Origin of the sequence: Xanthobacter dioxanivorans (assembly GCF_016807805.1) — a bacterium.
In the GTDB taxonomy this organism is placed as follows: domain Bacteria; phylum Pseudomonadota; class Alphaproteobacteria; order Rhizobiales; family Xanthobacteraceae; genus Xanthobacter; species Xanthobacter dioxanivorans.
Genome location: NZ_CP063362.1, coordinates 3,182,644 through 3,203,976, shown reverse-complemented (window position 1 = coordinate 3,203,976; position 21,333 = coordinate 3,182,644). Strand labels below are relative to the sequence as shown.

The window sequence follows — 21,333 nt, the reverse complement described above, 5'->3', positions numbered from 1 at the left end:
TCGGTTAGAACGAAGAGTCCGGCGCCGCGCCTTCACACAGATGCCTCCATCGCGGAAGCACCTGCCTCCGGGACGGGGCGCGGCGGGAGGCGGGCTATTCGGCCGCCTTCGCCACGCTTTGGTGCGCCAGGAAGCGTTCCGCCTCCAGTGCGGCCATGCATCCACGGCCCGCCGCCGTGACCGCCTGGCGATAGATGTCGTCGGCCACGTCGCCCGCCGCGAACACGCCCGGAACCGACGTGGCCGTGGAATCGGGAGCGGTCCAGACGTAGCCGCTTTCCTTGAGCCTCAACTGGTCTTTCACCAGCTCTGTGGCAGGCGCATGGCCGATGGCGATGAATATGCCGTCAGCGCCGAGCTCGGTGAGGGCACCGGTCCGCACGTCGCGCAGCCTGGCGGCGGTGACCTTGGTGATGGCGTCGTCGTTCAGGCCGACCACCTCGGCGAGCTCCGCATTCCAGACCACGTTGACCTTGGGATTGGCGAACAGGCGCTCCTGCAGGATCTTTTCGGCGCGGAAGCCGTCACGGCGGTGCACCACCGTCACCTTGGAGGCGAAGTTGGTGAGGAACAGCGCTTCCTCTACCGCCGTGTTGCCGCCGCCCACCACGACCACCTCCTTGCCGCGATAGAAGAAGCCGTCGCAGGTGGCGCAGGCGGAAACGCCGAAGCCGCGATAGGCCGCCTCGCTCTCCATCCCCAGCCAGCGCGCCTGGGCACCGGTGGCGAGGATCACCACGTCGGCCACGTAGGTCGCGCCGGATTCGGTCACCATCCGGAACGGCCGATGGGAGAGATCAAGGCTCGCCACGTGGTCGGCGATGATCTTCGTGCCCATGTGCTCGGCCTGGGCGCGCATCTGCTCCATCAGCCACGGACCCTGGATCGGGTCGGCGAAGCCGGGATAATTCTCCACATCGGTGGTGATGGTGAGCTGGCCGCCGGGCTGGATGCCCTCGAAGAGCACCGGCTCCAGCATCGCGCGGGCCGCATAGATGGCCGCAGTATAGCCGGCGGGGCCAGACCCGATGATGACGACCTTCACGTTCTGGGCAGTCATAATGTCCTCGGAAAACGCTGCGTCGGGCCCTGCGCCGACGCCATGCGGCGCGCCCGGAGCCTGTCCCGCGCCAGCGCGGGAGCCATGCGCGAATGTAGGGGCTCTCCTGCACCGCCACAAGGCACCGGCTCCGCTGCCGATCGAAGCGTTCCGCCGCAGGGCCGCGCACGGCGGCGGAACGCTTCGCGGACGCACCCCGCGAAAGATTATTTCGTTGCGTTGCGGCAAACGCGCACTAAGGTGCCGCTGTCCGTTGCCCCACAGGAGCCTCGCCTTGACCGTTCGCCTCGACGCTGTCGATTGGAAGATCCTCGACGAGCTGCAGCGGGATGGGCGCATGACCAACGTGGAGCTGTCACGCCGCGTCGGCATCTCCGCCCCGCCCTGCCTGCGCCGGGTGCGGGCGCTGGAAGAGGACGGCATCATCCTGGGCTATCGGGCGCTGCTCGAGGAAAAGCGGCTCGGCTACGACCTGATGGCCTTTGCCATGGTGCACCTCATCAGCCAGGCCGAAACGGACCTCGACGCCTTCCAGCAACGCATCGCCCAATGGCCTCTCGTGCGCAGCGCCTGGATGCTCTCCGGCGACGTGGACTTCCTGATGCTGTGCGTGGCGCCGGACCTGCGGACCTTCCAGGCCTTCGTGCTGGAGATCACCGCCGCGCCGAACGTGCGCAACGTGAAGACGGCGCTCACCCTGAAGCAGGCCAAGAACGCCCCCGTTGTGCCGCTGGAATCGGGAGTGCCGAAAGGCGCCTGAGGGCGGCTCCGCAGCGCGAAGCCCGTGCGGAGCGATGTTCCCCCCGGGCGAGCCGGGGGACCACGCCGCCACAAGAGGCGAGAAGCGGGAAAGCCGGCGCCCGGACCGTCGAGCCGGCGTATCCGGCTCAGGCCCAGCGCACCCCGACGATCTCGAACGATCGCGCGCCCTTCGGGGTCACCACCTCCACGGAAGAGCCCTTCTTCTTGCCGATGAGCGCCCGCGCCACGGGAGAGGAGATGGAGATGCGGCCGGCCTTCGCGTCAGCCTCGCTGTCGCCGACGATCTGCCAGACCTTCTCCTCCTCGGTATCCTCGTCGACGAGGGTGACCGTGGCGCCGAATTTCACCACGTCGCCCGAAAGCTTGGACACGTCGATCACCTCGGCGCGCGACAGCTTGTCCTCCAGGTCGGCGATGCGGCCCTCGTTCAGCGACTGCTGCTCCTTGGCGGCGTGATACTCCGCATTCTCGGACAGGTCGCCATGGGCGCGCGCCTCGGAGATGGCGGCGATGATGCGCGGACGCTCCACCTGCTGACGCTGCTTCAACTCTTGCTCGAGGGCGGTGTAGCCCCCCGCCGTCATGGGAATCTTCTCCATGGGTCCTTCTTCAGACCTCCTGAAATGTCGGCGCGCCGGATTCGCCGTGAACCGGCGCATCCGACGCCTGAAACAGAGCCGCGGCCTGAAGCGCGGCGCTCCAAAACCTCGGCGACCGCCCGCGCGGGGAGACATCTCCCACAGCGAAGGCTCCGCCGCCCCCCTCGGCCATCCGGCGAGGGGAGACGACAACGAAAACGCCCGTGGCGGAACGAGATTCCACGCGCGCCGCGTCCAACCGGGGACGCAGAGTCAGGCGACGGAGGCTTTCCCCCGCGCCAGATCGGACGCCCCGTGCCCACCGGCACTGAAATAGCCCTGCAGCGGGCGCACCGTCAGATCGCCGCCCACATAGGCCTTGATCCCCTGCGCCGCAGCTATGGCTCCCGACAGCGTGGTGTAATACGGCACTTTCTGCAAGAGGGCCGCCCGCCGGAGCGAACGGCTGTCGGCCAGGGCCTGCGCCCCCTCGGTGGTGTTGAAGACGAGCTGCACCCCGCCGTTCTTGATGGCGTCCACGATGTGCGGCCGGCCTTCCAGCACCTTGTTGATCTTCGCGGCGGGCACGCCCTGCTCCTCCAGGAAGCGCTGGGTGCCGGAGGTGGCGATCACCTTGAAGCCGAGCTCCACCAGCATCTTCATGGTGGGCAGGATGCGGACCTTGTCGGCATCCTTCAGCGACACGAACACCGTACCGGACTTGGGCACCTTGGTGCCGCCGCCGAGCTGGCTCTTGGCGAACGCCACGCCGAAATCGGTGTCGAGGCCCATCACCTCGCCGGTGGAGCGCATCTCCGGCCCCAGCACGGTATCCACGCCGGGGAAGCGGGCGAAGGGGAACACCGCCTCCTTGATGGCGATGTGGCCGATCTTCGGCTGCACGAGATGGAAGCCGGCGAGCTTCTCCCCCGCCATCACCCGGGCCGCGATCTTGGCGATGGGCAAGCCGATGACCTTGGCCACGAAGGGCACCGTGCGCGAGGCCCGCGGATTGACCTCCAGCACGTAGATCTCGTCGCCCTTGATGGCGTACTGCACGTTCATGAGCCCGACCACGCCCAGCGCCAGCGCCATGGCGGCGGTCTGCTTCTCCAGCGCGGCGAGGATGTCGGGCGTGAGGGAATAAGGCGGCAGGGAGCAGGCGCTGTCACCCGAATGGATGCCCGCCTCCTCGATGTGCTCCATGATGCCGGCGATGAACACGTCCTTGCCGTCGCACAGGGCGTCGACGTCCACCTCGATGGCGTCGGACAGATAGCGGTCGAACAGCAGCGGGTTCTTGCCCAGAACGGTGTTGATCTGGCCGGTCTTGTCGTTGGGATAGCGGGCCTTCACCTCCTGCGGCACCAGGCCTGGGAGGGTCTCCAGCAGGTAGTCGCCGAGCTGGCTCTCCTCGCGGATGATCTGCATGGCCCGGCCGCCCAGCACGTAGGACGGGCGCACCACCATGGGGTAGCCGAGCTCGGCCGCCACCAGGCGCGCCTGCTCCACCGAATAGGAGATGCCGTTGGCCGGCTGGCGGATCTTGAGGCGATCCAGAAGGGTCTTGAAGCGGTCGCGGTCCTCCGCGAGGTCGATGGCGTCCGGCGAGGTGCCGAGGATCGGCACTTCCGCGTCTTCCAGCGCCTTGGCGAGCTTCAGCGGCGTCTGGCCGCCGAACTGCACGATGACCCCCTTCAGCGTGCCGTTGGTCTGCTCGCGGGCGATCAGCTCCAGCACGTCCTCGGCGGTGAGCGGCTCGAAATAGAGCCGGTCCGAGGTGTCGTAGTCGGTGGAGACCGTCTCCGGGTTGCAGTTGACCATGATGGCTTCATAGCCCGCGTCCTTCAGGGCGAAGGCGGCATGGCAGCAGCAATAGTCGAACTCGATGCCCTGGCCGATGCGGTTCGGCCCGCCGCCGAGGATGATCACCTTCTCCCGGCCGGAGGGTTGCGCCTCGTCGGCGAGCGTGCCGGCGAAGGGTGTCTCGTAGGTGGAGTACATGTAGGCGGTGGGCGAGGCGAACTCGGCCGCGCAGGTGTCGATGCGCTTGTAGGCGGGGCGCACGTCGAGGGCCTGGCGCCGCGTGCGCACCTGCGCCTCGGTGAGGCCGGCGAGGCTGGCGAGGCGCGCGTCGGAAAAGCCCATCGCCTTCAGCCGGCGGAAGGCGCCTTCGGTGCCCGGCAGGCCGAAGCGGCGGACCTTCGCTTCCATCTCCACGATGCCGCGGATCTCGGCGAGGAACCACGGATCGATCTTGCAGGCCGCGTGGATCTGCTCGTCGGTCAGGCCGAAGCGCATGGCCTGCGCCACGTACAGCAGGCGGTCCGGCGTGGGCGTGCCCAGCGCCGCGCGAATGGCATTCTTGTCGTCGCCCTGCCCGAGGCCCTCGATCTCGATGTCGTCGAGGCCGGTGAGGCCGGTCTCCAGCGAGCGCAGGGCCTTCTGCAGGGATTCCTGAAAGGTGCGGCCGATGGCCATGGCCTCGCCCACCGACTTCATGGCGGTGGTCAGGGTCGGCTCGGCACCGGGGAACTTCTCGAAGGCGAAGCGCGGCACCTTCGTCACCACGTAGTCGATGGTGGGTTCGAAGGAGGCCGGCGTCGCCCCGCCGGTGATGTCGTTCTCGATCTCGTCCAGCGTGTAGCCGACCGCGAGGCGCGCCGCGACCTTGGCAATGGGAAATCCCGTGGCCTTGGAGGCCAGCGCCGAGGAGCGCGACACCCGCGGGTTCATCTCGATGACGATGAGCCGGCCGTCCTCGGGATTGACCGCGAACTGCACGTTGGAGCCGCCGGTCTCCACCCCGATCTCGCGCAGCACCGCAAGCGATGCGTCGCGCATGATCTGGTATTCCTTGTCGGTCAGCGTCAGCGCCGGCGCGACAGTGATGGAATCGCCGGTGTGCACCCCCATGGGGTCGATGTTCTCGATGGAGCAGATGATGATGCAGTTGTCCGCCTTGTCGCGGACCACCTCCATCTCATACTCCTTCCAGCCGAGCACGCTCTCCTCGATCAGCACCTCGGAGGTGGGCGAGGCGTCGATGCCGCGCTCGACGATCTCGATGAACTCGGCCTTGTTGTAGGCGATGCCGCCGCCGGTGCCGCCCATGGTGAAGGACGGGCGGATGATGGCGGGCAGGCCCACCACCTCCAGCGCATCGAGCGCCTGGGAGAGGGTCTTGATCTGGCGCGAGACGGGCGTGGACAGGCCGATCTTGGTCATGGCCTCGCGGAACAATTCGCGGTCCTCGGCCTTGTCGATGGCCTCGGCGGTGGCGCCGATCATCTCCACGTCGTATTTTTCGAGCGTACCCATCTTCTTGAGCGACAGCGCGCAGTTGAGCGCGGTCTGCCCGCCCATGGTGGGCAGCAGCGCGAAGCCCTTGGAGCGGTCGCCGCGCTCCTTCTCGATGATCTTGGTGACGATCTCGGCGGTGATGGGCTCGATATAGGTGGCGTCCGCCATGTCCGGGTCGGTCATGATGGTCGCGGGATTCGAGTTGACGAGGACGACCCGGTATCCTTCCTCCTTCAGCGCCTTCACCGCCTGCGTGCCGGAATAGTCAAACTCGCAGGCCTGCCCGATCACGATGGGACCGGCGCCGATGATGAGGATGGTTTCGATATCGGTGCGTTTCGGCATTTCTGTCTGGCGCTCTCCACCGTCGCCGACCGGCCCGACAAGGCCCGGATCCGGCAGCGGGATCAGTTTCGTCGAAGCATCGGGGCGTGGATGCCGGCCGGCGCTCGCAGCCTTTCCCTATCGCGCTCCGGGCGCAAAAAAAGGGCCGCGGGTCACGCGCCCCCGAAAGGATCGAGCACCGCCGCGGACCTCGTCCGAAGCGTGCGCGCATGAAGGCGGAGCGAGTGCGAGGACATCACACCTCGAGAATTCTCTTCACCCTGCGCGCTGATGGGCTTCCTTAGACCATAATTTACGGCGACGGAAGCCGCCACCCGATCCTTCATCGCCGGAGCCGACACAGGTGCCGTCTTCCCTCGCCGGTCTGGTCCACAGATACCGCGACCTCGTCCGGCAGTTCTCCACTTTCGTCGGGGTGGGGCTCGCCGCCACCGCCGCGCATTTCGCCGCCCTCACGCTGGTGGTGGAGGAGGACCTGCTCGGCCCGGTGGCCGGCTCCGCGGTGGGCTTCGTGGTGGGCGGGATCGTGTCCTATTCCCTCAACCGCCGCTACACGTTCGAAACCACCCGCTCCCACGCCGGAGCGGTGCCGCGCTTCATGGTCATCGCCGGGGTGGCCTTCGGGCTCAACGGCCTGCTCATGGAGCTGCTGGTGCATCGGCTGGGGCTGTTCTACCTCCTTGCCCAGGCCATCACCTCCGGCCTCATCATGCTCTGGACATTCTCCGGCTACCGCCTGTGGGCGTTCGCCCACCGCCCCGGCGCGCGCCAGGCCTGAGGGATCCGACCGGTCAGGGCCTGAACGCCTGGAAGGCCATGCGCTGCTGGTTGTGGCCCACATTGGGCTGCACGCGACGCGCTACGAAGCCCGCTCCCTCCAGCAGAGCGCGCATCTCGCTTTCCTCATAGGTGGTGAGGCCCAGCTCGCCCCGCAGCCGGCGATAGGGCGAGAAGTACATCCGCGCGAGGCCGGTGAGCGCCGCCGGCAGGAATTTCTCCCGGATGGCGAGGCCGAGCAGCGCGCCGGCGTCCACCACCGCGCTCACATGCGGGGGAATCACGTCGGCAACCAGGATGCTGCCGCCCGGCGCCAGCTGCACGCGCCAGCGGCACAGCAAAGCGGACAAGGCCTCGCGCGTCAGATACTGGGCGACGGAATTGCACACGATCAGGTCGAAGCTCTCCGGCGGAAGGGCTTCCACCTCCTCGGGGGAGCGCACGCAGATGTTCGGCACCCGCGCGAACCGCTCCGCCAGCCGCGCCCGCACGGCGGGGGCCGCGTCGCTCAGCACGAGCAGGCCGCAGCGACGGGCCATGGCCTCGGCGCCAAGCGCGTCGCCGCATCCGAAATCGAGCACCCGCGCCCGCGGCCCGGGAACGAAGCGCGCCAGGTCGGCGGCGATGCGCGCATAATGCACCTGCCGGTGACGCTCGTTCACATAGATGGCGTTCTCGCCATTCCAGAACGAGATCCAGTCCGCCATCCGGCCATCTCCATCCCCCCAAGCCATGCCGCTAGGGAAGCTCGAGAGATATCCGACGTACCGGGCAACCTCAACGATAATTCACCCAGAATACGCCGACCGTCGGGTTCGCGGCGCGCACGGCCGGATCGCTGGACGCCACGCTTTTCGGCCCCGAGATCCGCGCCTGCGCCGCGCCGCCGAGGCTGGCGGGCAAGGCGAGCTGCACGCCGAGCTCGCAGCCCCCGCCGATATTGGCGAGCTTGCCGCCGCGCCAGTCCCCCACCACGCCCCCGGCCGCCCCGCCGAAGCCCTGGATGCGGAAGGGCTTGCCGTTCGCCTTCTCGAGGTCGGCGAGGCTGGCGCCGATGGAAATGCCGTTGACGCTCCAGGCGCTGGTCTCGGTGAATGCCACGCGGCGGGGAAAGGCGAGGCTGGCCGGGTCCTTCCAGGCGATCTCGAGGCTCAGGGCCGGGTCGTTGGGCAGCAGCACGATGCCGGGGGCGGTGCTGCCGTCCGGCGAGATGATGTTGCCGCTCACCACGTTGCCCTGGCCGAAGTCGGCGGCGATGTTCACCGCCGTCGTATTGGGCGCGAACGGCCCTGCGCACTGGAACTGGCGCGGCCCGGCGGTGGGCTTCGGGATGGACACGATGGTCTCGGAATAGTCGCCGAAATCGTCGGTCTGCTTGACCACGCCGGTGCCCCAACTGTCCGGGTTGCCCTGGCAGGCGGCAAGGGTCGCGGCCCCGGCGAGCGCGAGAACGAGGCGGGCGGGGAGGCGACGCGAAACCATGGCACTCTTCTCTACCGGAGGGACGCTGCGCCGGCCCGCGGCGCCGCCCGGCCGCCAGGTCCGGGCCGCCCTGCCCCCGCGGCCGGCGAAATGCCTTTCTAGAGCACGCGCCGATCCGCGCGCAATGCGGGCGAATCGGCGCGTCACAGGGCATTCATCGGCGGCGGTTTTTCTGCTCCGGTGGGCGGACGGGGGGAGGTCACGATGAACGAGATGCGGACGACACCCGCCGAGGAGCTCGGCAGATCGGTCCAGGACTATATCGACGAGGCGCCCGTCTGGCGCGACGGCACCCGCGTCGCCAGCGTCCCCATGACCGGCATGCAATGGCGCATCTGGTGGCTCGCCGCCGCCGGCAAGTTCTTCGAGGGCCTGGTGGTGTTCATGACCGGCGTGGCCCTGCCGCTCATGGCGAAGGAATTCGGCATGGACGCCTTCCAGCACGGCATCCTGAGCGCGGCGAGCCTGGCCGGCATCCTCGTCGGCGCCCTGCTGCTCGGCGGCCTTGCCGACCGCTTCGGCCGCAAGTTCATGTTCGTGTTGGAGATGATGATATTCATCGTCTTCCTCGCTTTGCTCGCCGTGAGCCCCACCTATGGCTGGACGGTGACGTTCCTGTTCGGCATGGGCGTCGCCCTCGGCTGCGACTACCCCACCGCCCATCTCGTCATCTCCGAGAGCATCCCGACGCCGGCCCGCGGCCGGCTGGTGCTGAGCGCCTTCGGCTTCCAGGCGGTGGGCGCCCTCATCGGCACCCTGGTGGGCTACGTGGTGCTCTCGAACCTGTCGGAGGTCAGCGCCTGGCGCCTCATGTATGCGGCGGCCATCCTGCCGGCGGCCGCGGTGGCCCTCGGCCGGCTCTTCGTGCCCGAGAGCGCCTCCTGGCTGGTCGCCCGCGGACGGGTGGCGGAGGCTGAGCATCACGCGGAGCTGCTGCTGCGGCGCAGCCCGGCCTATCCCAAGGCCATCCACCTCGCCCGGCGGCACCGGCACCACCAGGGGCAGCAACGCCATCTGGCGGTGCTGTTCCAGGGACCCACCCTGCGCGCCACCATCCTCGCCGGCGTGCCGTGGTTCCTGCAGGACCTTGCCACCTACGGCATCGGCATCTTCACGCCCACCATCCTCGCCGCGGCGCTGGGGCATGCGGCCGTCCACGCCCAGGACCTCACCGATATCGTCGCCGACGACATGCTGGCGGCGGAGGGGGCCGCGCTCATCGACCTGCTGCTGCTGGTCGGCATCGGCACGGCGGTGGCGCTGGCCGACAGGGTGGGCCGCATCCCGCTGCAGATCCTCGGCTTTCTCGGCTGTGCCGCCGGGCTGCTGGTGGCCTCCCTGTCGACCTTCTACGACGGGCAGACGCGCATCCTCCTCGTCTTCGCCGGCTTCATGCTGTTCAACTTCATGACCAATCTCGGCCCGAACGCGCAGACCTATCTTCTGGCGGGCGAGGTCTTCCCCACCCACATCCGCGGCATGGGTGCGGGGTTCGCCGCCGCCTTCGCCAAGATCGGCGCGGTGATGACGGCGTTCCTCTTTCCCATCCTGCTGGTGGATCTGGGCACGCGCGCGCTGCTCTACCTGCTGGTGGGCGCCTCGCTCCTCGGGGCCGTCGTCACCTACCTGTTCCGCATCGAAACCACGGGCAAGAGGCTCGACGACATCGGCCTGTAAGGGCAAAGGCGGGCGCTTCCCGGCATGGGGCGGCGTCGGCCGCCGGCCGTTTCAGCCCGCCACCTTCTCCGCCACGGCGCTCCACCAGGCATCCACCGCCGGCAGGCTCGCCGGCGCGATCTCGGCGAGGTCGCCGACGAAGCCGTCCCATTCGGCGCGCACCGTGGGCGAAAGGGAGGTGAGGACGCGGAACTCCGCCGCCACGGCCGCGTGGAAGGCGCTGGTGAGCCCTCGCCCGTCGGCCTCCTGGCGACCGAACTTGGAAAGGATGACCACGGTGTCGGTCAGGTCGCCGCCTTCCGCGAGGCGGGCGGCGATCGCCCGCTCCACCCCCGCCGCCGCGGCGGCAAGGCCCGCCGGGTCGAGGCTGCACCCTGCCGCGCCCGGCCCGAGGTCCTGGTGCAGCCGGTTGGCCTCCCCGGAGACGAGGTCGAGCAGCAACACATCTTCGTGAGCGCAGCCCGGAGGCAAATGCTCGACCACGCCGAGCACGCGCACGCCGGCGGACCGCAACTGCCCCGCCGCCTCGGCGAGAAGGGACTGGATCACCTCCCGGTCCCCGCCCTGCAATGCGAGGATCATCGGCCGCTCACCCACCATCACCGCTTCCTCTGGCCCGGCTCCGTCGCCGGGGCACACGGCGAAGCTGTATCTTGCGCAACATGACACATCCTGGCGCCAAGGGGAGACGGCCGGATCGTTCGGCCTGGCCCTTCCCGCCATATGCCCCCGCCGAACGCCCCGGAACGATGCCTCAGCGACGCCACAAGGCTGCATTATGCGCTGGCATCAAGCCGCGTGTCAGCCGGAGATGCCTGAGCCCGTGACGTCTTACCGACCGCTTTTTTCCACCCTCGTGGCGCTGAACCTTGTCGCCGGCGCGACGGTGCTCCACGCGTCCCCCGCGGCTGCGGCCAAGCGGCACCCGCAGAAGGCCACCGTGCAGACCGAGACCCAGCGGGACCCGGCGATGCTCCGCGTCGACCCGGCGACCCGCGTAGAGCAGCGGTGCAATGCCCGCGCCATGGGTGTCGTGGGCCGCGAGCAGCAGGGCATGCGGCCGGACGAGCTGGTGGCCTACGCCTTCGCCGACACCCAGCAGAAGGACGGCGCGATCAGTGCCCCCGGAGCAGCCATCCGCAGCGCCGGGCGCTGGTACCACCTCTCCTACCGTTGCCACACCGGCGCGGACGGCATGGACGTTACCGACTTCACCTACGTGCTGGGGGCCGAGGTGCCGAAGCAGGACTGGTCCGAGCACAGCCTCGTGCCCTGACACGCCGCGCCGGCTGACGCCGCCGGCAGCGCCTCGCGCGGCAGGCAGGGTCGTGCGGCGCGCCGGTCGGGGAGGAGCATACGCCGCATGCCCGGGGCGCCGCGCCCGTTCACACGGCGCCGCCTTTCCGGTAGATGAGCCAAAGTGCGTCGGTCGGTGATCGGCAGCAGGCTCGAGAGGTTTCTTGTGAACGATCCGGTGAAGCTCGTCCTTGCCTCCGGCTCCCCGCGCCGGCTCGCGCTGCTCAACCAGGCGGGGATCGAGCCGGACCTGCTGATGCCCGCCGACGTGGACGAGACTCCGGAGCGCGGCGAGCTGCCGCGCCGCCTCGCCCAGCGGCTCGCGGAGGAGAAGGGCAAGCTGGTGGCGAAGCGCGCGCAGGAGGCCGGCATGACCGCCCTCGTGCTCGCCGCCGACACGGTGGTGGCGGTGGGCCGGCGTATCCTGCCGAAGCCCGACCTCGTGGACGAGGCGGAGGGTTGCCTGCGCTTGCTGTCGGGACGCACGCATCGCGTCTACACCGGCTTGTGCCTCGTCGATGCCAAGGGGCGCAGCCACACGCGCCTGGTGGAGACGCGCGTGCGCTTCAAGCGTCTCTCCCGCGACGAGATCAACGACTACCTCGCCTGCGGCGAATGGCGCGGCAAGGCGGGCGGCTATGCCATCCAGGGGATTGCCGGCGGCTTCGTGGTGAAGCTCGTGGGATCCTACACCAATGTGGTGGGCCTGCCGTTGTCCGAAGCCGTCGGGCTGATCGCCGGCCAGGGCTACGACGTGCGCGCCGGCTGGGTCGAGCGCGCCGCATGAGCGGCCCCCAGAAGCCGGCCATCGGGGACAAGCCGGCACCCGCCAAGCCCTGCCCCATCTGCCGCAAGCCTTCGGTGGAACGCTACCGCCCCTTCTGTTCCAAGCGTTGTGCCGACGTGGACCTGAACCGCTGGCTCTCCGGCTCCTACGCCATTCCCGGCCGGCCCGAGGACGACGAGGACGGGGAAGGACAGGACGGCGAGCGCTGAGCCCGCTCCCCTGCGCCGGCTCCCGTGCCGGCGGCGCGGGCGGTCGCGCCGCTCCGGCCCCGCCTTGACGCGCCCCCCGGCGCCGCGCGAGGCTGCTTCGACGGAGCGGGCGAGGAGCACATCATGGCGGCGGCGGAACGCACGGTCGACCCTCTTCCCGCCTTCCGGACGCTGGCCTTCATCGATGGCGCCTTCGCGCCGGCCGCATCGGGGCGCACCTTCACCGCAATCAATCCCGCCACCGGCAAGCCGCTGGCCGAGGTCGCCGCCTGCGACACGGAGGATATCGACCGCGCGGTGAAAGCCGCCCGCGCCGCCTTCGAGGATCGCCGCTGGGCCGGGCTCCGGCCGCTGGAGCGCAAGCGCATCCTCCAGCGCTTCGCGCAAGCGATCCGCGACCACGGCGACGAGCTCGCGCTCACCGAGACCCTCAACATGGGCAAGCCCGTCTCCGACGCCCGCGCCATCGACGTGCGCGCCGCGGCCGACTGCTTCGCCTATTACGGCGAGTGCTGCGACAAGGTCTATGGCGAGGTGGCGCCCACCACGGCGGACAATCTGGCGCTCGTGCTGCGCGAGCCGCTGGGCGTCGTGGGCTGCGTGACGCCGTGGAACTTTCCCATGATCATGGCCGCCTGGAAGGTCGGCCCGGCGCTGGCCATGGGCAATTCGGTGGTGCTGAAGCCGGCGGAGGAATCCCCCTTACCGCCTTGCGCCTCGGCGAGCTGGCGCTGGAGGCCGGGGTGCCGCCCGGGGTGTTCAACGTGGTGCCGGGGCTCGGCGCCGAGGCGGGGCGCGCGCTCGGCCTGCACATGGACGTGGACGCCATTGCCTTCACCGGCTCCACCGAGGTCGGGCGCTACTTCCTGCGCTATTCGTCCGACAGCAACCTGAAGCGCGTCTACCTGGAGCTCGGCGGAAAGACCGCCGTCCTCGTCGCCCATGACGCGCCGGACCTTGGCCAGGTGGCTGAGGCGGTGGCCGGCGGCATCTTCTTCAACCAGGGCGAAATGTGCACCGCCGCCTCGCGGCTGCTGGTGGACAACCGCATCCGCGACGAACTGGTGGCGCGCGTGGCGGCGCTGGCGCCGCGCTGGATGCCGGGCGACCCGCTCGACCCCGCCGCCTCCGCCGGCGCGGTGGTGAGCTTCGAGCACCAGCGGCGCATCCTCGCCGCCATCGACGAGGGTGTCGCCTCCGGCGCGCGGCTGGTCACCGGCGGCGGCGCCGTGCGGCAGGAGAGCGGCGGCGCCTTCGTGGCCCCCACCGTGTTCGACGCGGTCGCTCCCGGCTCGGCCCTGGCGCAGAGGGAGATCTTCGGGCCGGTCCTCTCCGTCATCGGCTTCGACGGCCTGGACGAGGGCGTGCAGATCGCCAACGGCACCGTCTACGGCCTCGGTGCCGCGGTGTGGAGCGCGGACCTCGCGAGCGCTCACCGCATCGCCCGGCGCTTCAAGGCCGGCATCGTCTATGTGAACTGCTTCGACGCCGACGACATCACCACCCCCTTCGGCGGCGTGAAGCAATCCGGGTTCGGGCGCGACAAGTCCCTGCACGCATTGGAGAAATATTGCGACCTGAAGACCGTGTGGACGCGGCTGTAGAGGCTGTCGGCACCATCTCCGGGCCGATCGAGGGATCGTCGTGCCCGGCTTATCGGGCAACCGGCCTGACGGATTGGCTGCCCCTGTCGGATCTCCTCGGCGAGTCGATGGGCAGATCCGGGTCCGGCGCCTCCCCGACCCGTCAGGCCCGGTCGAGGAGCCAGACGTGCTCGATCGCCTCGTGCTTGCCTTTCAGGCCGCCGGCGAGCCACGTGCTTTCCAGGAGCGACACGCCATAGGCCGCGCCGTAGAGCGCGCGGGTCTCTTCGGGAGGCACCGAGAAGGGCGGGCCGTCCACCAGGGACTGGTCATAATCGAAGCAGAGCAGCAGTTGCGGGGCGGTGGCGGTGATATCCATGAGGTGGACGGCGTAGCGCGCGCGCATGGGTGCCGGCAGCGCCACGAGGGCGGCCCTGTCATAGATCGCATCGACGGGCCCGAGGGTTTGCCGGGACAGATCGAAAATGTCGCCCTGGAAGATGTCGAGGGCGGGGGCGCTGTAGTGCGTGAGCGGTCCGGCGGCCGAGATGACAGGCGCGATGCCAAGCTCCGCGAACAATTGCTCCACCGCAAGCGCGCTCAGCTCCGCACCGGCAACCTTAAATCCCTGGGAGAGCAGCCAGAAGATGTCCCGCGTCTTGCCGCACAGGGGCAGGAAGATGCGCGCGCCCCGGTCGAGGGACAGGCGGGGGAAATGCTTCAGCAGCAGGGCATTGGGCTTGCCTTCATGGAAGCCGATCTGGTTGTTCGCCCATCTGCTTTGCCAGAAATCCGGTTCCATTCGATACGGCCTCCCAAGGGCGCGCGCCATGGCGCGGCTTCAGGCGTCCTAGCAGATCCGGCGCTTGCTCGGCACCCGGCGCAAGGGCGCAGGGCATATGGGAACGGGTCGGCTTTCGGGATATGAAATCTTCCGGTTCCAAAGGAGCATCGCCATCGTGACGTCCGTCCCCCTGTCCAACTCCACCGCCCACTGGCGCGCGCTGGATGCGGCGCATCACCTGCACCCCTTCTCCGACACCAAGGCGCTGAACGCCGAGGGGGTGCGGGTGATCACCCGGGCCGAGGGGGTCTATGTCTATGACAGCGAGGGCAACAGGATCCTCGACGGCATGTCGGGCCTGTGGTGCTCGCAGGTGGGGCACGGGCGCAGGTCCATCGTCGACGCCATCGCCCACCAGCTCTACCAGCTCGATTATTACAACACCTTCTTCAAGACCACCCATCCGGGCGCAGCCGAGCTCGCCGCGGCCATCTCCGAGGTGGCTCCGGCGCACATGAACCGTGTCTTCTTCACCTCCGGCGGGTCGGAGGCGGTGGACACGGTGCTGCGCATGGTGCGCCACTACTGGGCGGCGCTGGGCAAGCCGGAGAAGTCCATCTTCATCTCGCGGCGCAACGGCTACCATGGCTCCACCATGGGCGGGGCCTCCCTTGGCGGAATGAAGCCCATGCATGCCCAGGGCGGCCTGCCCATCCCCGGCATCATCCACGTGCAGCAGCCCTATTGGTGGGCCGAGGGCGGCGAGATGAGCCGCGAGGACTTCGGCCTCTACGCCGCCCGGGAGGTGGCCCGCGCCATCGACGAGGCCGGGCCGGAGAACGTCGCCGCCTTCATCGGCGAACCGATCCAGGGCGCGGGCGGCGTGGTGATTCCCCCGCCAATTACTGGCCCGAAGTGGAGAGGATCTGCCGCGAGCGCGACGTGCTCCTCGTCTGCGACGAGGTCATCTGCGGCTTCGGCCGGACCGGGCAGTGGTTCGGCGCCCAGCTCATGGGGGTGAAGCCGGACCTCATCACCTTCGCGAAGGGGGTCACCTCCGGCTATTTCCCGCTGGGCGGCGTCATCGTGGGCGACCACTTCGCCGAAGGCTTCATCGAGCACGGCGGCGACTTCAACCACGGCTTCACCTATTCGGGCCATCCCGGCGGCTGCGCGGCGGCGCTGGCCAACCTGAAGATCATGCACGAGGAAAAGCTGGTGGAGCGGGTGCGCACCGACATCGGCCCCTACCTCCAGGAGCGCTGGCTGAAGCTCGCCGACCATCCGCTCGTGGGCGAGGCGCGCATGGTGGGCCTCATCGGCGCGCTGGAGCTGACCCCCGACAAGGCGTCGCGCGCCGCCTTCGCGGCCGAGGAAGGGACGGTCGGCCTCATCTGCCGCGACTTCTCCTTCCGCGAGGGCCTCATCATGCGCGCCGTGCGCGACGGCATGATCCTCGCCCCGCCGTTCACCCTGTCCCACGAGGAGGCGGACGAGCTGGTCGCCATCGCCTGGCGGGTGCTGGACCTCACCTACGCGGAACTGCACAAGCGGGGAATGCTGGTTCCAATCCCGCGCGTCCCGATGCGCACCGCTGAAGCTTTTGAGTGAGCCGGCGGCGGCCGAAATGGAAATATCCGGCGAGTGAAAAACAATCCCTGAAGTTTTACCTTCAATTCTTTCGCCGTTTTCCCGCCACTGTTGCTTGAGCTCGGCGCATGCGTTTCCTCGCCTGGGGGAACGATTGTGCTGCGCTGGGGTTTCTCCTGAGATTGAACACAACAGGAGAAATGAAATGCGCAACAAAATCCTGATCGGCTCCGTTCTGATCGGCCTCGCGGCCCCCTCCGCAGCCTTCGCCCAGGCCTCCACCGCCACCGGCGCGGTGGGCGGCGCCGCCATAGGGGCGGTGGTTGGCGGCCCTGTGGGAGCGGTCGTGGGGGGCGTCGCGGGGGCCACCGTCGGCGCGGCAGCGGAGCCGCCGCCCGAGGTGCGGACCTATGTCATGAAGGAGCGTCGCGCCTCGGTGCGGGTGGAACGCGAAGTGGTGGTTGGAGAGCCGCTCCCGCCCAACGTCGTGCTCTACGAGATCCCGAACAACGATGCGTACGAGTACACCGTGGTCAACGACCGCCGGGTCATCGTGGAGCCGAAGACCCGAAAGGTCGTCTATATCGTCCAGTAACAGAGCAGCGATGCATGACCTGAAATAGATGCGTCGAGGCGGTGCCGGAGTTCGGGGCCGCCTCGGTCTTATGGCGTCCCGTGGCAAACCCCCACGGGGCTCACCCCACCGGCTTCGTTTCCGCGAAGCCGGGGCAGCGGCCGACGAAGTCGTCGAACCAGGCGACCAGCTTCGGCCGATCCGCCCGCCACTTGCCCTCGAAGCGAAAATCAAACCAGCCGAGAGCGGATCCGAGCGCGATGTCGCCCACATGTATGGCGCCGGAAGCAACGGGCGGCGCCGCTTCGAAGGCGTCGAGCGCCCGCTCCATCTTCTGCGCCTGATGCTCCAGCCACTTGGGCTCGTGCCGCTCCGCCGGGCGGAAGCGGCCCTCATAGATCCGCAGGATGCCCGCATCCATCATGCCGTCGGCCAAGGCTTCCATCCGCAGGGCGGCGAAGCGTGCGGCCGGATCGGTCGGGATGATGCGGCCGCCGCCCGCCAGCTGGTCGAGGTAAGCCAGGATCACCGGCGAATCGAACAGCACCATCCCGTCTTCGGTCAGCAAGGCGGGGATCTTGCCGAGCGGGTTCTGCTGGCGCAGCGAATCATTGGGGTCGAGCGTGTCCGCCGGCTCCAGCTCGAGAGCCTGACCGAGGACCGCAGCCGCAAGGCGCACCTTGCGCACGAAAGGCGACGTGGGGGAATGGCGCAGTTTCATGGGGAGTCCCGGAGGGGCAGAGGGAAGGCGCCCCTGGATAGCGCGCAAGGCCATCGGGAAAAAGCGAAAACCGCGCCGCTCAGCCTTCGGCCGTCAACCACGACACCCGTGCCCGTCCCTTCCCATCGCGGGAGAGCAGCGGCGCGAGGGCGTTGAGGAGCGTGCGCAGCTCCTCCGCCAGCGTGAACGGCGGATTGATGATGATGAGCCCGGAGCCCGACAGGGCATCGAGGGTGCGCACCGTGGCGAAGTCGAGCTCCACCCGGAGCGTCTTCGGCAGGCGCAGCCGCGCCACGTCCCGGCGGAACGCATCCACCGCGCGCAGGTCCTTGATGGGATACCAAAGCATGAAGATGCCGGTGGCGAAGCGCAGATGCGCGGCCTCGAGCCCCGCCACCATGCGCGGGAACTCGCCCGGCTCCTCGAACGGCGGATCCACCAGCACGACGCCCCGCCGCTCGCGCGGGGGCAAATGCGCCGACAGCGCCTGCCAGCCGTCCTGGGCGAGGATCTTGACGCGCGGGTCGTCCCCCACCCGCTTCTCCAGCTTCGCCCGCTCTTCCTTGTGCAGCTCGCAGAACAGGAAGCGGTCCTGCGGCCGCGACAGGGCCAGGGCCAGGGCCGGCGATCCGGGATAGAGCCGCCGGCCGCCCGCACGCAGGGCCCGCACCGCATCGAGATAGGGGGCGAGAAGCTCTGCCGCCGCCGGAGGCAAGGGCGCCGCGAGCACCTTCTCGATGCCGCCGTCCGCCTCCAGCGTGCGCTGGGCGCTGGCGCCGTCGAGGTCGTAGATGCCCGCTCCCGCATGGGTGTCGAGCACGCGATAGGGAGCGTCCTTCTTGCCGAGATAGGCGAGGACACGCGCCAGCGCCGCGTGCTTCATCACGTCGGCGGCGTTTCCCGCATGGAAGGCGTGGCGGTAATTCATGGGTGAAGACTGCGTCCTCAGCGGCCGCCGCGCACGGGGGGCATCACCATGCGCGACAGGCGGCAGGCGCGCCGGTCCACGTCCGGGCAGGCACGGAAGGCGAGGTCGCGGCCCATGCAGATGCGCACTTCCTTCAGCCGCCGCCGGTCGCATTCCACCGACATCATGTCCGGCGCGAGGCCGGGATTGGCGGCCCGGAACGCCGCCTCCATCTCGGCCGGCGCGATGGTGCGGTAATCGTCGAGGCGGACGAAGTCCGGCGGAATCACCACCTTCTCCCGCGCTGCCCGCACAAGATCGAAATATCCCTGCGGCGACAGGCCGGAGCAGGTGCCGTGCGTCTTCCATTCATGAATGACGAGGCCCCGGCTGGGCATTACGTCGAGCATGCTCCTGACCAGAGGGTTGGGCACATAAGGCGGCGGACGCTGGCAGTTTTGCGGAAAGCCACGCTCATATTGCGGCCACAGGCCGTGCACCACGAAGGCATATGGCCGCGCGATGCTGCACTGCGGCTCGTTCGCCGCGCGCGCGCCCCGGTCCTCGCACCAGGTGGGCGACCAGGACAAGGAGAGGACGTAGAAATCGAACTGGCCCGGCTCGTTCTGCTGCGCTGCCGCCGGCACCGCGAGCATGGACAAGGCAAGCATGGACACGGCGAGCGCGCAGGCCGAGAGTACGGCGAGGGCGGGCCCGCCGGCCGGGCGCCGCATCCGCAGCAGGCGAGAGATCACGGACCCGCCATCTTGCAGGACGGCGCATAGGCATAGTTGCGGTCGAGCCCGACGATGCACCACTCGACGCCCCAGGTCGCGCCGATGAAGCCGCCATCCTCGATGATGGAATAGTAGATGGCGCGCTTGCGGGCATCGTTGGTGTAGATGGTGCCCTGGCAGTAGCGACGCGGCTGGTACTGCGGCCCCCACGGGCGGAACGCGATCTCGTGGACCTTCACGAATTCGGTAATGGAGAGAGTGGAATCCCAGAACCGGCGCTCGGTCTCGGCAAAGCGGCTGGCGATGAGGTCGAGCGCCTGCTGCTCGTTGCAGGCCGGCACGACGCCCGAATAGTTCGGTCCGGACAGCCAGAAATTCAACTCAAGCAGGTTCGCCGCCTTCGTTTCCCCAACCCCGCCGAAGGCAAGGCAGGCGATCCCCGCAGCCACAACGGCGCCGGTCGCCTTCGTCCGGGAACAGGCGTTCCGCACGAGCGCCATCGCGCGCTTCGCCTTCGCCGCCGCGCCCCGTGCCCGATCCACCATGGTCCACTCCACTTTCCGGCCCCCGGATTCCGGCCCCGCCCGGTGAGGCGGACTTGCGGTGGACGATGCGGCGCCGCTTCTTCCCGGTCAAGCGCACGGCGGCCACACCTTGACAGAAAATTAACCTCACCCGGGCGCTCCGGCGCCAGACGCAGGTGAACCGGCCGCCTGCCAGCGGGCGCCGGTCGAGCGGGGCCGGGGGAGCCGCCCAATTGCGGCCCGGTGTCGCCGATTGCAGCCGCGTGTCGTGCTCTCGCCGGAAAATGCCGGCATGCTGCACCCGAGTCCCGCGCCACCGCGGGCACCAGGACCACAGGCCGGGAGAGTTCATGCCGCAGTCCCGCTTCGCCCCGCCCCTGCCCGCCGCATCGGGGACCCCGGCCCTGCCCCGCTTCTCCAGCGGACGGGAGGCGGCGCTGGAATTGCGCCCCGACCAGCCGGTCTACTGCTTCCGACCGCAGGTGCTGGCCGAGGATGCGAGCGCCTTCCTGAAGGCCTTTCCGGGCAAGACCGCCTATGCGGTGAAGACCAATGGCGAGGCCATGGTGCTCGATGTGCTGGCCCGTGCCGGCATCTCGGCCTTCGACGTGGCCAGCCCCGCCGAGTTCGCCGCCGCGCGCGCCGCGGCGCCGGGGGCGGAGCTGCTCTACATGCATCCGGTGAAGGCGCAGTCGGATATCCGGCTGGCGCTGGAGCACTACCGCATCCGCGCCACCGCCCTCGACCACGAGGACGAGGTGGCCAAGATCCTGCGGATCGTGCGCGCCCTCGACCTCGACCCGGAAGACCTCACCCTTTTCGTGCGCATCGCCTCCCGGGGCGATGCCGCCTACGAACTGTCGAAGAAGTTCGGCGCGGCCCCCGGCCATGCGGCGGAGCTGCTCCAGCGCATCCACGGCCTGGGCATCGGCTGCGGCCTGTGCTTCCACGTGGGTAGCCAGGTGGAGGACCCGGACACCTACGTGCGCGCGGTGGCCACGGCGGCGGATGTGCGCGAGGCCGCCGCCGTTCCCATCCTCGCCCTCGACGTGGGCGGCGGCTTTCCTGCCGCCTACGCGCAGGACCCGCGCCGCCCGGCGCCACTCATGCCGCCCCTCGGGGAGATCGTCTCCGGCCTGATGGGGGCGGTCGAGCGGCACGGCTTTTCCGGCACGCCGCTGGTGGCGGAGCCGGGGCGGGTCATCGTGGCCCGCGCCTTCTCGGTCATCGTGCGGGTGCTGCTGAAGAAGGGCCAGCGCCTCTACATCAATGACGGAATATGGTCCTCCCTCTCCGATTCGTGGACCGGCAAGATCCTGCTGCCGGTGCGCCACATTCCCGATCCGGCCCGCCGGCGGCGGTCGGGACGGGCCCACCAGATGGAGCCCTTCCGCATCTACGGCGCCACCTGCGACAGCGTCGACGTCTTGTCCCGCCCCTTCTACCTGCCCGAGAGCGTGGACACGGGCGACTGGATCGAGATCGGCCACATCGGCGCCTATTCCCTGTCCCTGCGCACCCGCTTCAACGGATTTTATCCAGATACCTTCGTCGAGGTGGACACGCCCTTCGAGGCAGGCGACGCCCCGGAGGGCTTCGCCGAGCCGGAGCGTCGCGGCGGAGTGGAACCTTAGGGC

19 protein-coding genes and 2 pseudogenes are annotated in these 21,333 nt (G+C 69.1%); 10 read left to right on the top strand and 11 right to left on the bottom strand.

Features of this window, described 5'->3' with window-relative positions; all coding sequences use genetic code 11:
- Positions 1-94 precede the first annotated feature (94 nt).
- Positions 95-1,063, bottom strand: coding sequence for a thioredoxin-disulfide reductase (gene trxB, locus EZH22_RS14955; RefSeq protein WP_408647734.1), 969 nt, complete (start codon positions 1,061-1,063; stop codon positions 95-97).
- Between the two features lie 271 nt (positions 1,064-1,334).
- On the opposite strand from trxB, the gene EZH22_RS14950 reads away from it, so the two are divergent.
- Complete coding sequence (locus tag EZH22_RS14950) at positions 1,335-1,820, top strand: Lrp/AsnC family transcriptional regulator (protein WP_203191370.1); 486 nt, start codon at positions 1,335-1,337, stop codon at positions 1,818-1,820.
- A 127-nt stretch (positions 1,821-1,947) separates the two neighbouring features.
- Here the strand turns inward: EZH22_RS14950 and greA are convergent, their stop codons facing one another.
- A complete protein-coding gene (gene greA / locus EZH22_RS14945; RefSeq protein ID WP_203191369.1) occupies positions 1,948-2,421 on the bottom strand; it encodes a transcription elongation factor GreA in 474 nt (157 codons plus the stop codon).
- 252 nt (positions 2,422-2,673) lie between these two features.
- On the bottom strand, positions 2,674-6,048 hold the full coding sequence (gene carB, locus EZH22_RS14940) for a carbamoyl-phosphate synthase large subunit (protein ID WP_203191368.1): 3,375 nt from the start codon (positions 6,046-6,048) through the stop codon (positions 2,674-2,676).
- Positions 6,049-6,391: 343 nt separating this feature from the next.
- On the opposite strand from carB, the gene EZH22_RS14935 reads away from it, so the two are divergent.
- Complete coding sequence (locus tag EZH22_RS14935) at positions 6,392-6,826, top strand: GtrA family protein (RefSeq protein WP_203191367.1); 435 nt, start codon at positions 6,392-6,394, stop codon at positions 6,824-6,826.
- A 13-nt stretch (positions 6,827-6,839) separates the two neighbouring features.
- On the opposite strand, the gene EZH22_RS14930 is transcribed toward EZH22_RS14935, so the two are convergent.
- On the bottom strand, positions 6,840-7,532 hold the full coding sequence (locus EZH22_RS14930; RefSeq protein WP_203191366.1) for a class I SAM-dependent methyltransferase: 693 nt from the start codon (positions 7,530-7,532) through the stop codon (positions 6,840-6,842).
- 70 nt (positions 7,533-7,602) lie between these two features.
- Entirely contained in the window at positions 7,603-8,307 is a 705-nt protein-coding gene (locus EZH22_RS14925; protein WP_203191365.1) for a hypothetical protein, read from the bottom strand.
- A gap of 204 nt (positions 8,308-8,511) precedes the next feature.
- Between EZH22_RS14925 and EZH22_RS14920 the strand changes: the two genes are divergently transcribed.
- Positions 8,512-9,984, top strand: coding sequence for an MFS transporter (locus tag EZH22_RS14920; RefSeq protein WP_231710970.1), 1,473 nt, complete (start codon positions 8,512-8,514; stop codon positions 9,982-9,984).
- 51 nt (positions 9,985-10,035) lie between these two features.
- On the opposite strand, the gene EZH22_RS14915 is transcribed toward EZH22_RS14920, so the two are convergent.
- Positions 10,036-10,584 carry a DUF2478 domain-containing protein gene (locus EZH22_RS14915; protein WP_203191364.1) on the bottom strand — a complete coding sequence of 183 codons (549 nt, stop codon included), beginning with the start codon at positions 10,582-10,584 and terminating at the stop codon, positions 10,036-10,038.
- 223 nt (positions 10,585-10,807) lie between these two features.
- Between EZH22_RS14915 and EZH22_RS14910 the strand changes: the two genes are divergently transcribed.
- The 4 genes and pseudogenes from EZH22_RS14910 (at position 10,808) to EZH22_RS32895 (ending at position 13,880) form a co-directional block, all read left to right on the top strand.
- Positions 10,808-11,260, top strand: coding sequence for a DUF930 domain-containing protein (locus EZH22_RS14910; protein WP_231710969.1), 453 nt, complete (start codon positions 10,808-10,810; stop codon positions 11,258-11,260).
- A gap of 186 nt (positions 11,261-11,446) precedes the next feature.
- Positions 11,447-12,067 (top strand): Maf-like protein, encoded by a 621-nt coding sequence (locus EZH22_RS14905; protein ID WP_203191363.1) that lies wholly within the window; start codon positions 11,447-11,449, stop codon positions 12,065-12,067.
- On the top strand, positions 12,064-12,276 hold the full coding sequence (gene yacG, locus EZH22_RS14900; RefSeq protein WP_203191362.1) for a DNA gyrase inhibitor YacG: 213 nt from the start codon (positions 12,064-12,066) through the stop codon (positions 12,274-12,276). Before EZH22_RS14905 ends, yacG begins: the two co-directional genes overlap by 4 nt.
- A gap of 123 nt (positions 12,277-12,399) precedes the next feature.
- A pseudogene (locus tag EZH22_RS32895) lies at positions 12,400-13,880 on the top strand (aldehyde dehydrogenase).
- 142 nt (positions 13,881-14,022) lie between these two features.
- On the opposite strand, the gene tmpT reads toward EZH22_RS32895, so the two are convergent.
- Complete coding sequence (tmpT, locus tag EZH22_RS14890) at positions 14,023-14,661, bottom strand: thiopurine S-methyltransferase (protein ID WP_203191361.1); 639 nt, start codon at positions 14,659-14,661, stop codon at positions 14,023-14,025.
- A 157-nt stretch (positions 14,662-14,818) separates the two neighbouring features.
- Here tmpT and EZH22_RS14885 point away from each other — a divergent pair.
- Positions 14,819-16,254 (top strand): annotated as a pseudogene (locus tag EZH22_RS14885) (aspartate aminotransferase family protein).
- 184 nt (positions 16,255-16,438) lie between these two features.
- A complete protein-coding gene (locus EZH22_RS14880; protein ID WP_203191360.1) occupies positions 16,439-16,828 on the top strand; it encodes a DUF1236 domain-containing protein in 390 nt (129 codons plus the stop codon).
- A gap of 100 nt (positions 16,829-16,928) precedes the next feature.
- Here the strand turns inward: EZH22_RS14880 and EZH22_RS14875 are convergent, their stop codons facing one another.
- The 4 genes from EZH22_RS14875 to EZH22_RS14860 all read right to left on the bottom strand — a co-directional run bounded on the left by EZH22_RS14875 (position 16,929) and on the right by EZH22_RS14860 (position 19,717).
- A complete protein-coding gene (locus EZH22_RS14875; protein ID WP_203191359.1) occupies positions 16,929-17,528 on the bottom strand; it encodes a glutathione S-transferase N-terminal domain-containing protein in 600 nt (199 codons plus the stop codon).
- A gap of 79 nt (positions 17,529-17,607) precedes the next feature.
- Entirely contained in the window at positions 17,608-18,456 is an 849-nt protein-coding gene (locus EZH22_RS14870) for a 23S rRNA (adenine(2030)-N(6))-methyltransferase RlmJ (protein ID WP_203191358.1), read from the bottom strand.
- A gap of 17 nt (positions 18,457-18,473) precedes the next feature.
- Complete coding sequence (locus tag EZH22_RS14865; protein ID WP_203196554.1) at positions 18,474-19,169, bottom strand: ribonuclease T2 family protein; 696 nt, start codon at positions 19,167-19,169, stop codon at positions 18,474-18,476.
- Between the two features lie 17 nt (positions 19,170-19,186).
- Positions 19,187-19,717 carry a hypothetical protein gene (locus EZH22_RS14860; RefSeq protein ID WP_203191357.1) on the bottom strand — a complete coding sequence of 177 codons (531 nt, stop codon included), beginning with the start codon at positions 19,715-19,717 and terminating at the stop codon, positions 19,187-19,189.
- 329 nt (positions 19,718-20,046) lie between these two features.
- On the opposite strand from EZH22_RS14860, the gene EZH22_RS14855 reads away from it, so the two are divergent.
- Positions 20,047-21,330 carry a type III PLP-dependent enzyme domain-containing protein gene (locus tag EZH22_RS14855; protein WP_408647604.1) on the top strand — a complete coding sequence of 428 codons (1,284 nt, stop codon included), beginning with the start codon at positions 20,047-20,049 and terminating at the stop codon, positions 21,328-21,330.
- Positions 21,331-21,333: the final 3 nt, after the last annotated feature.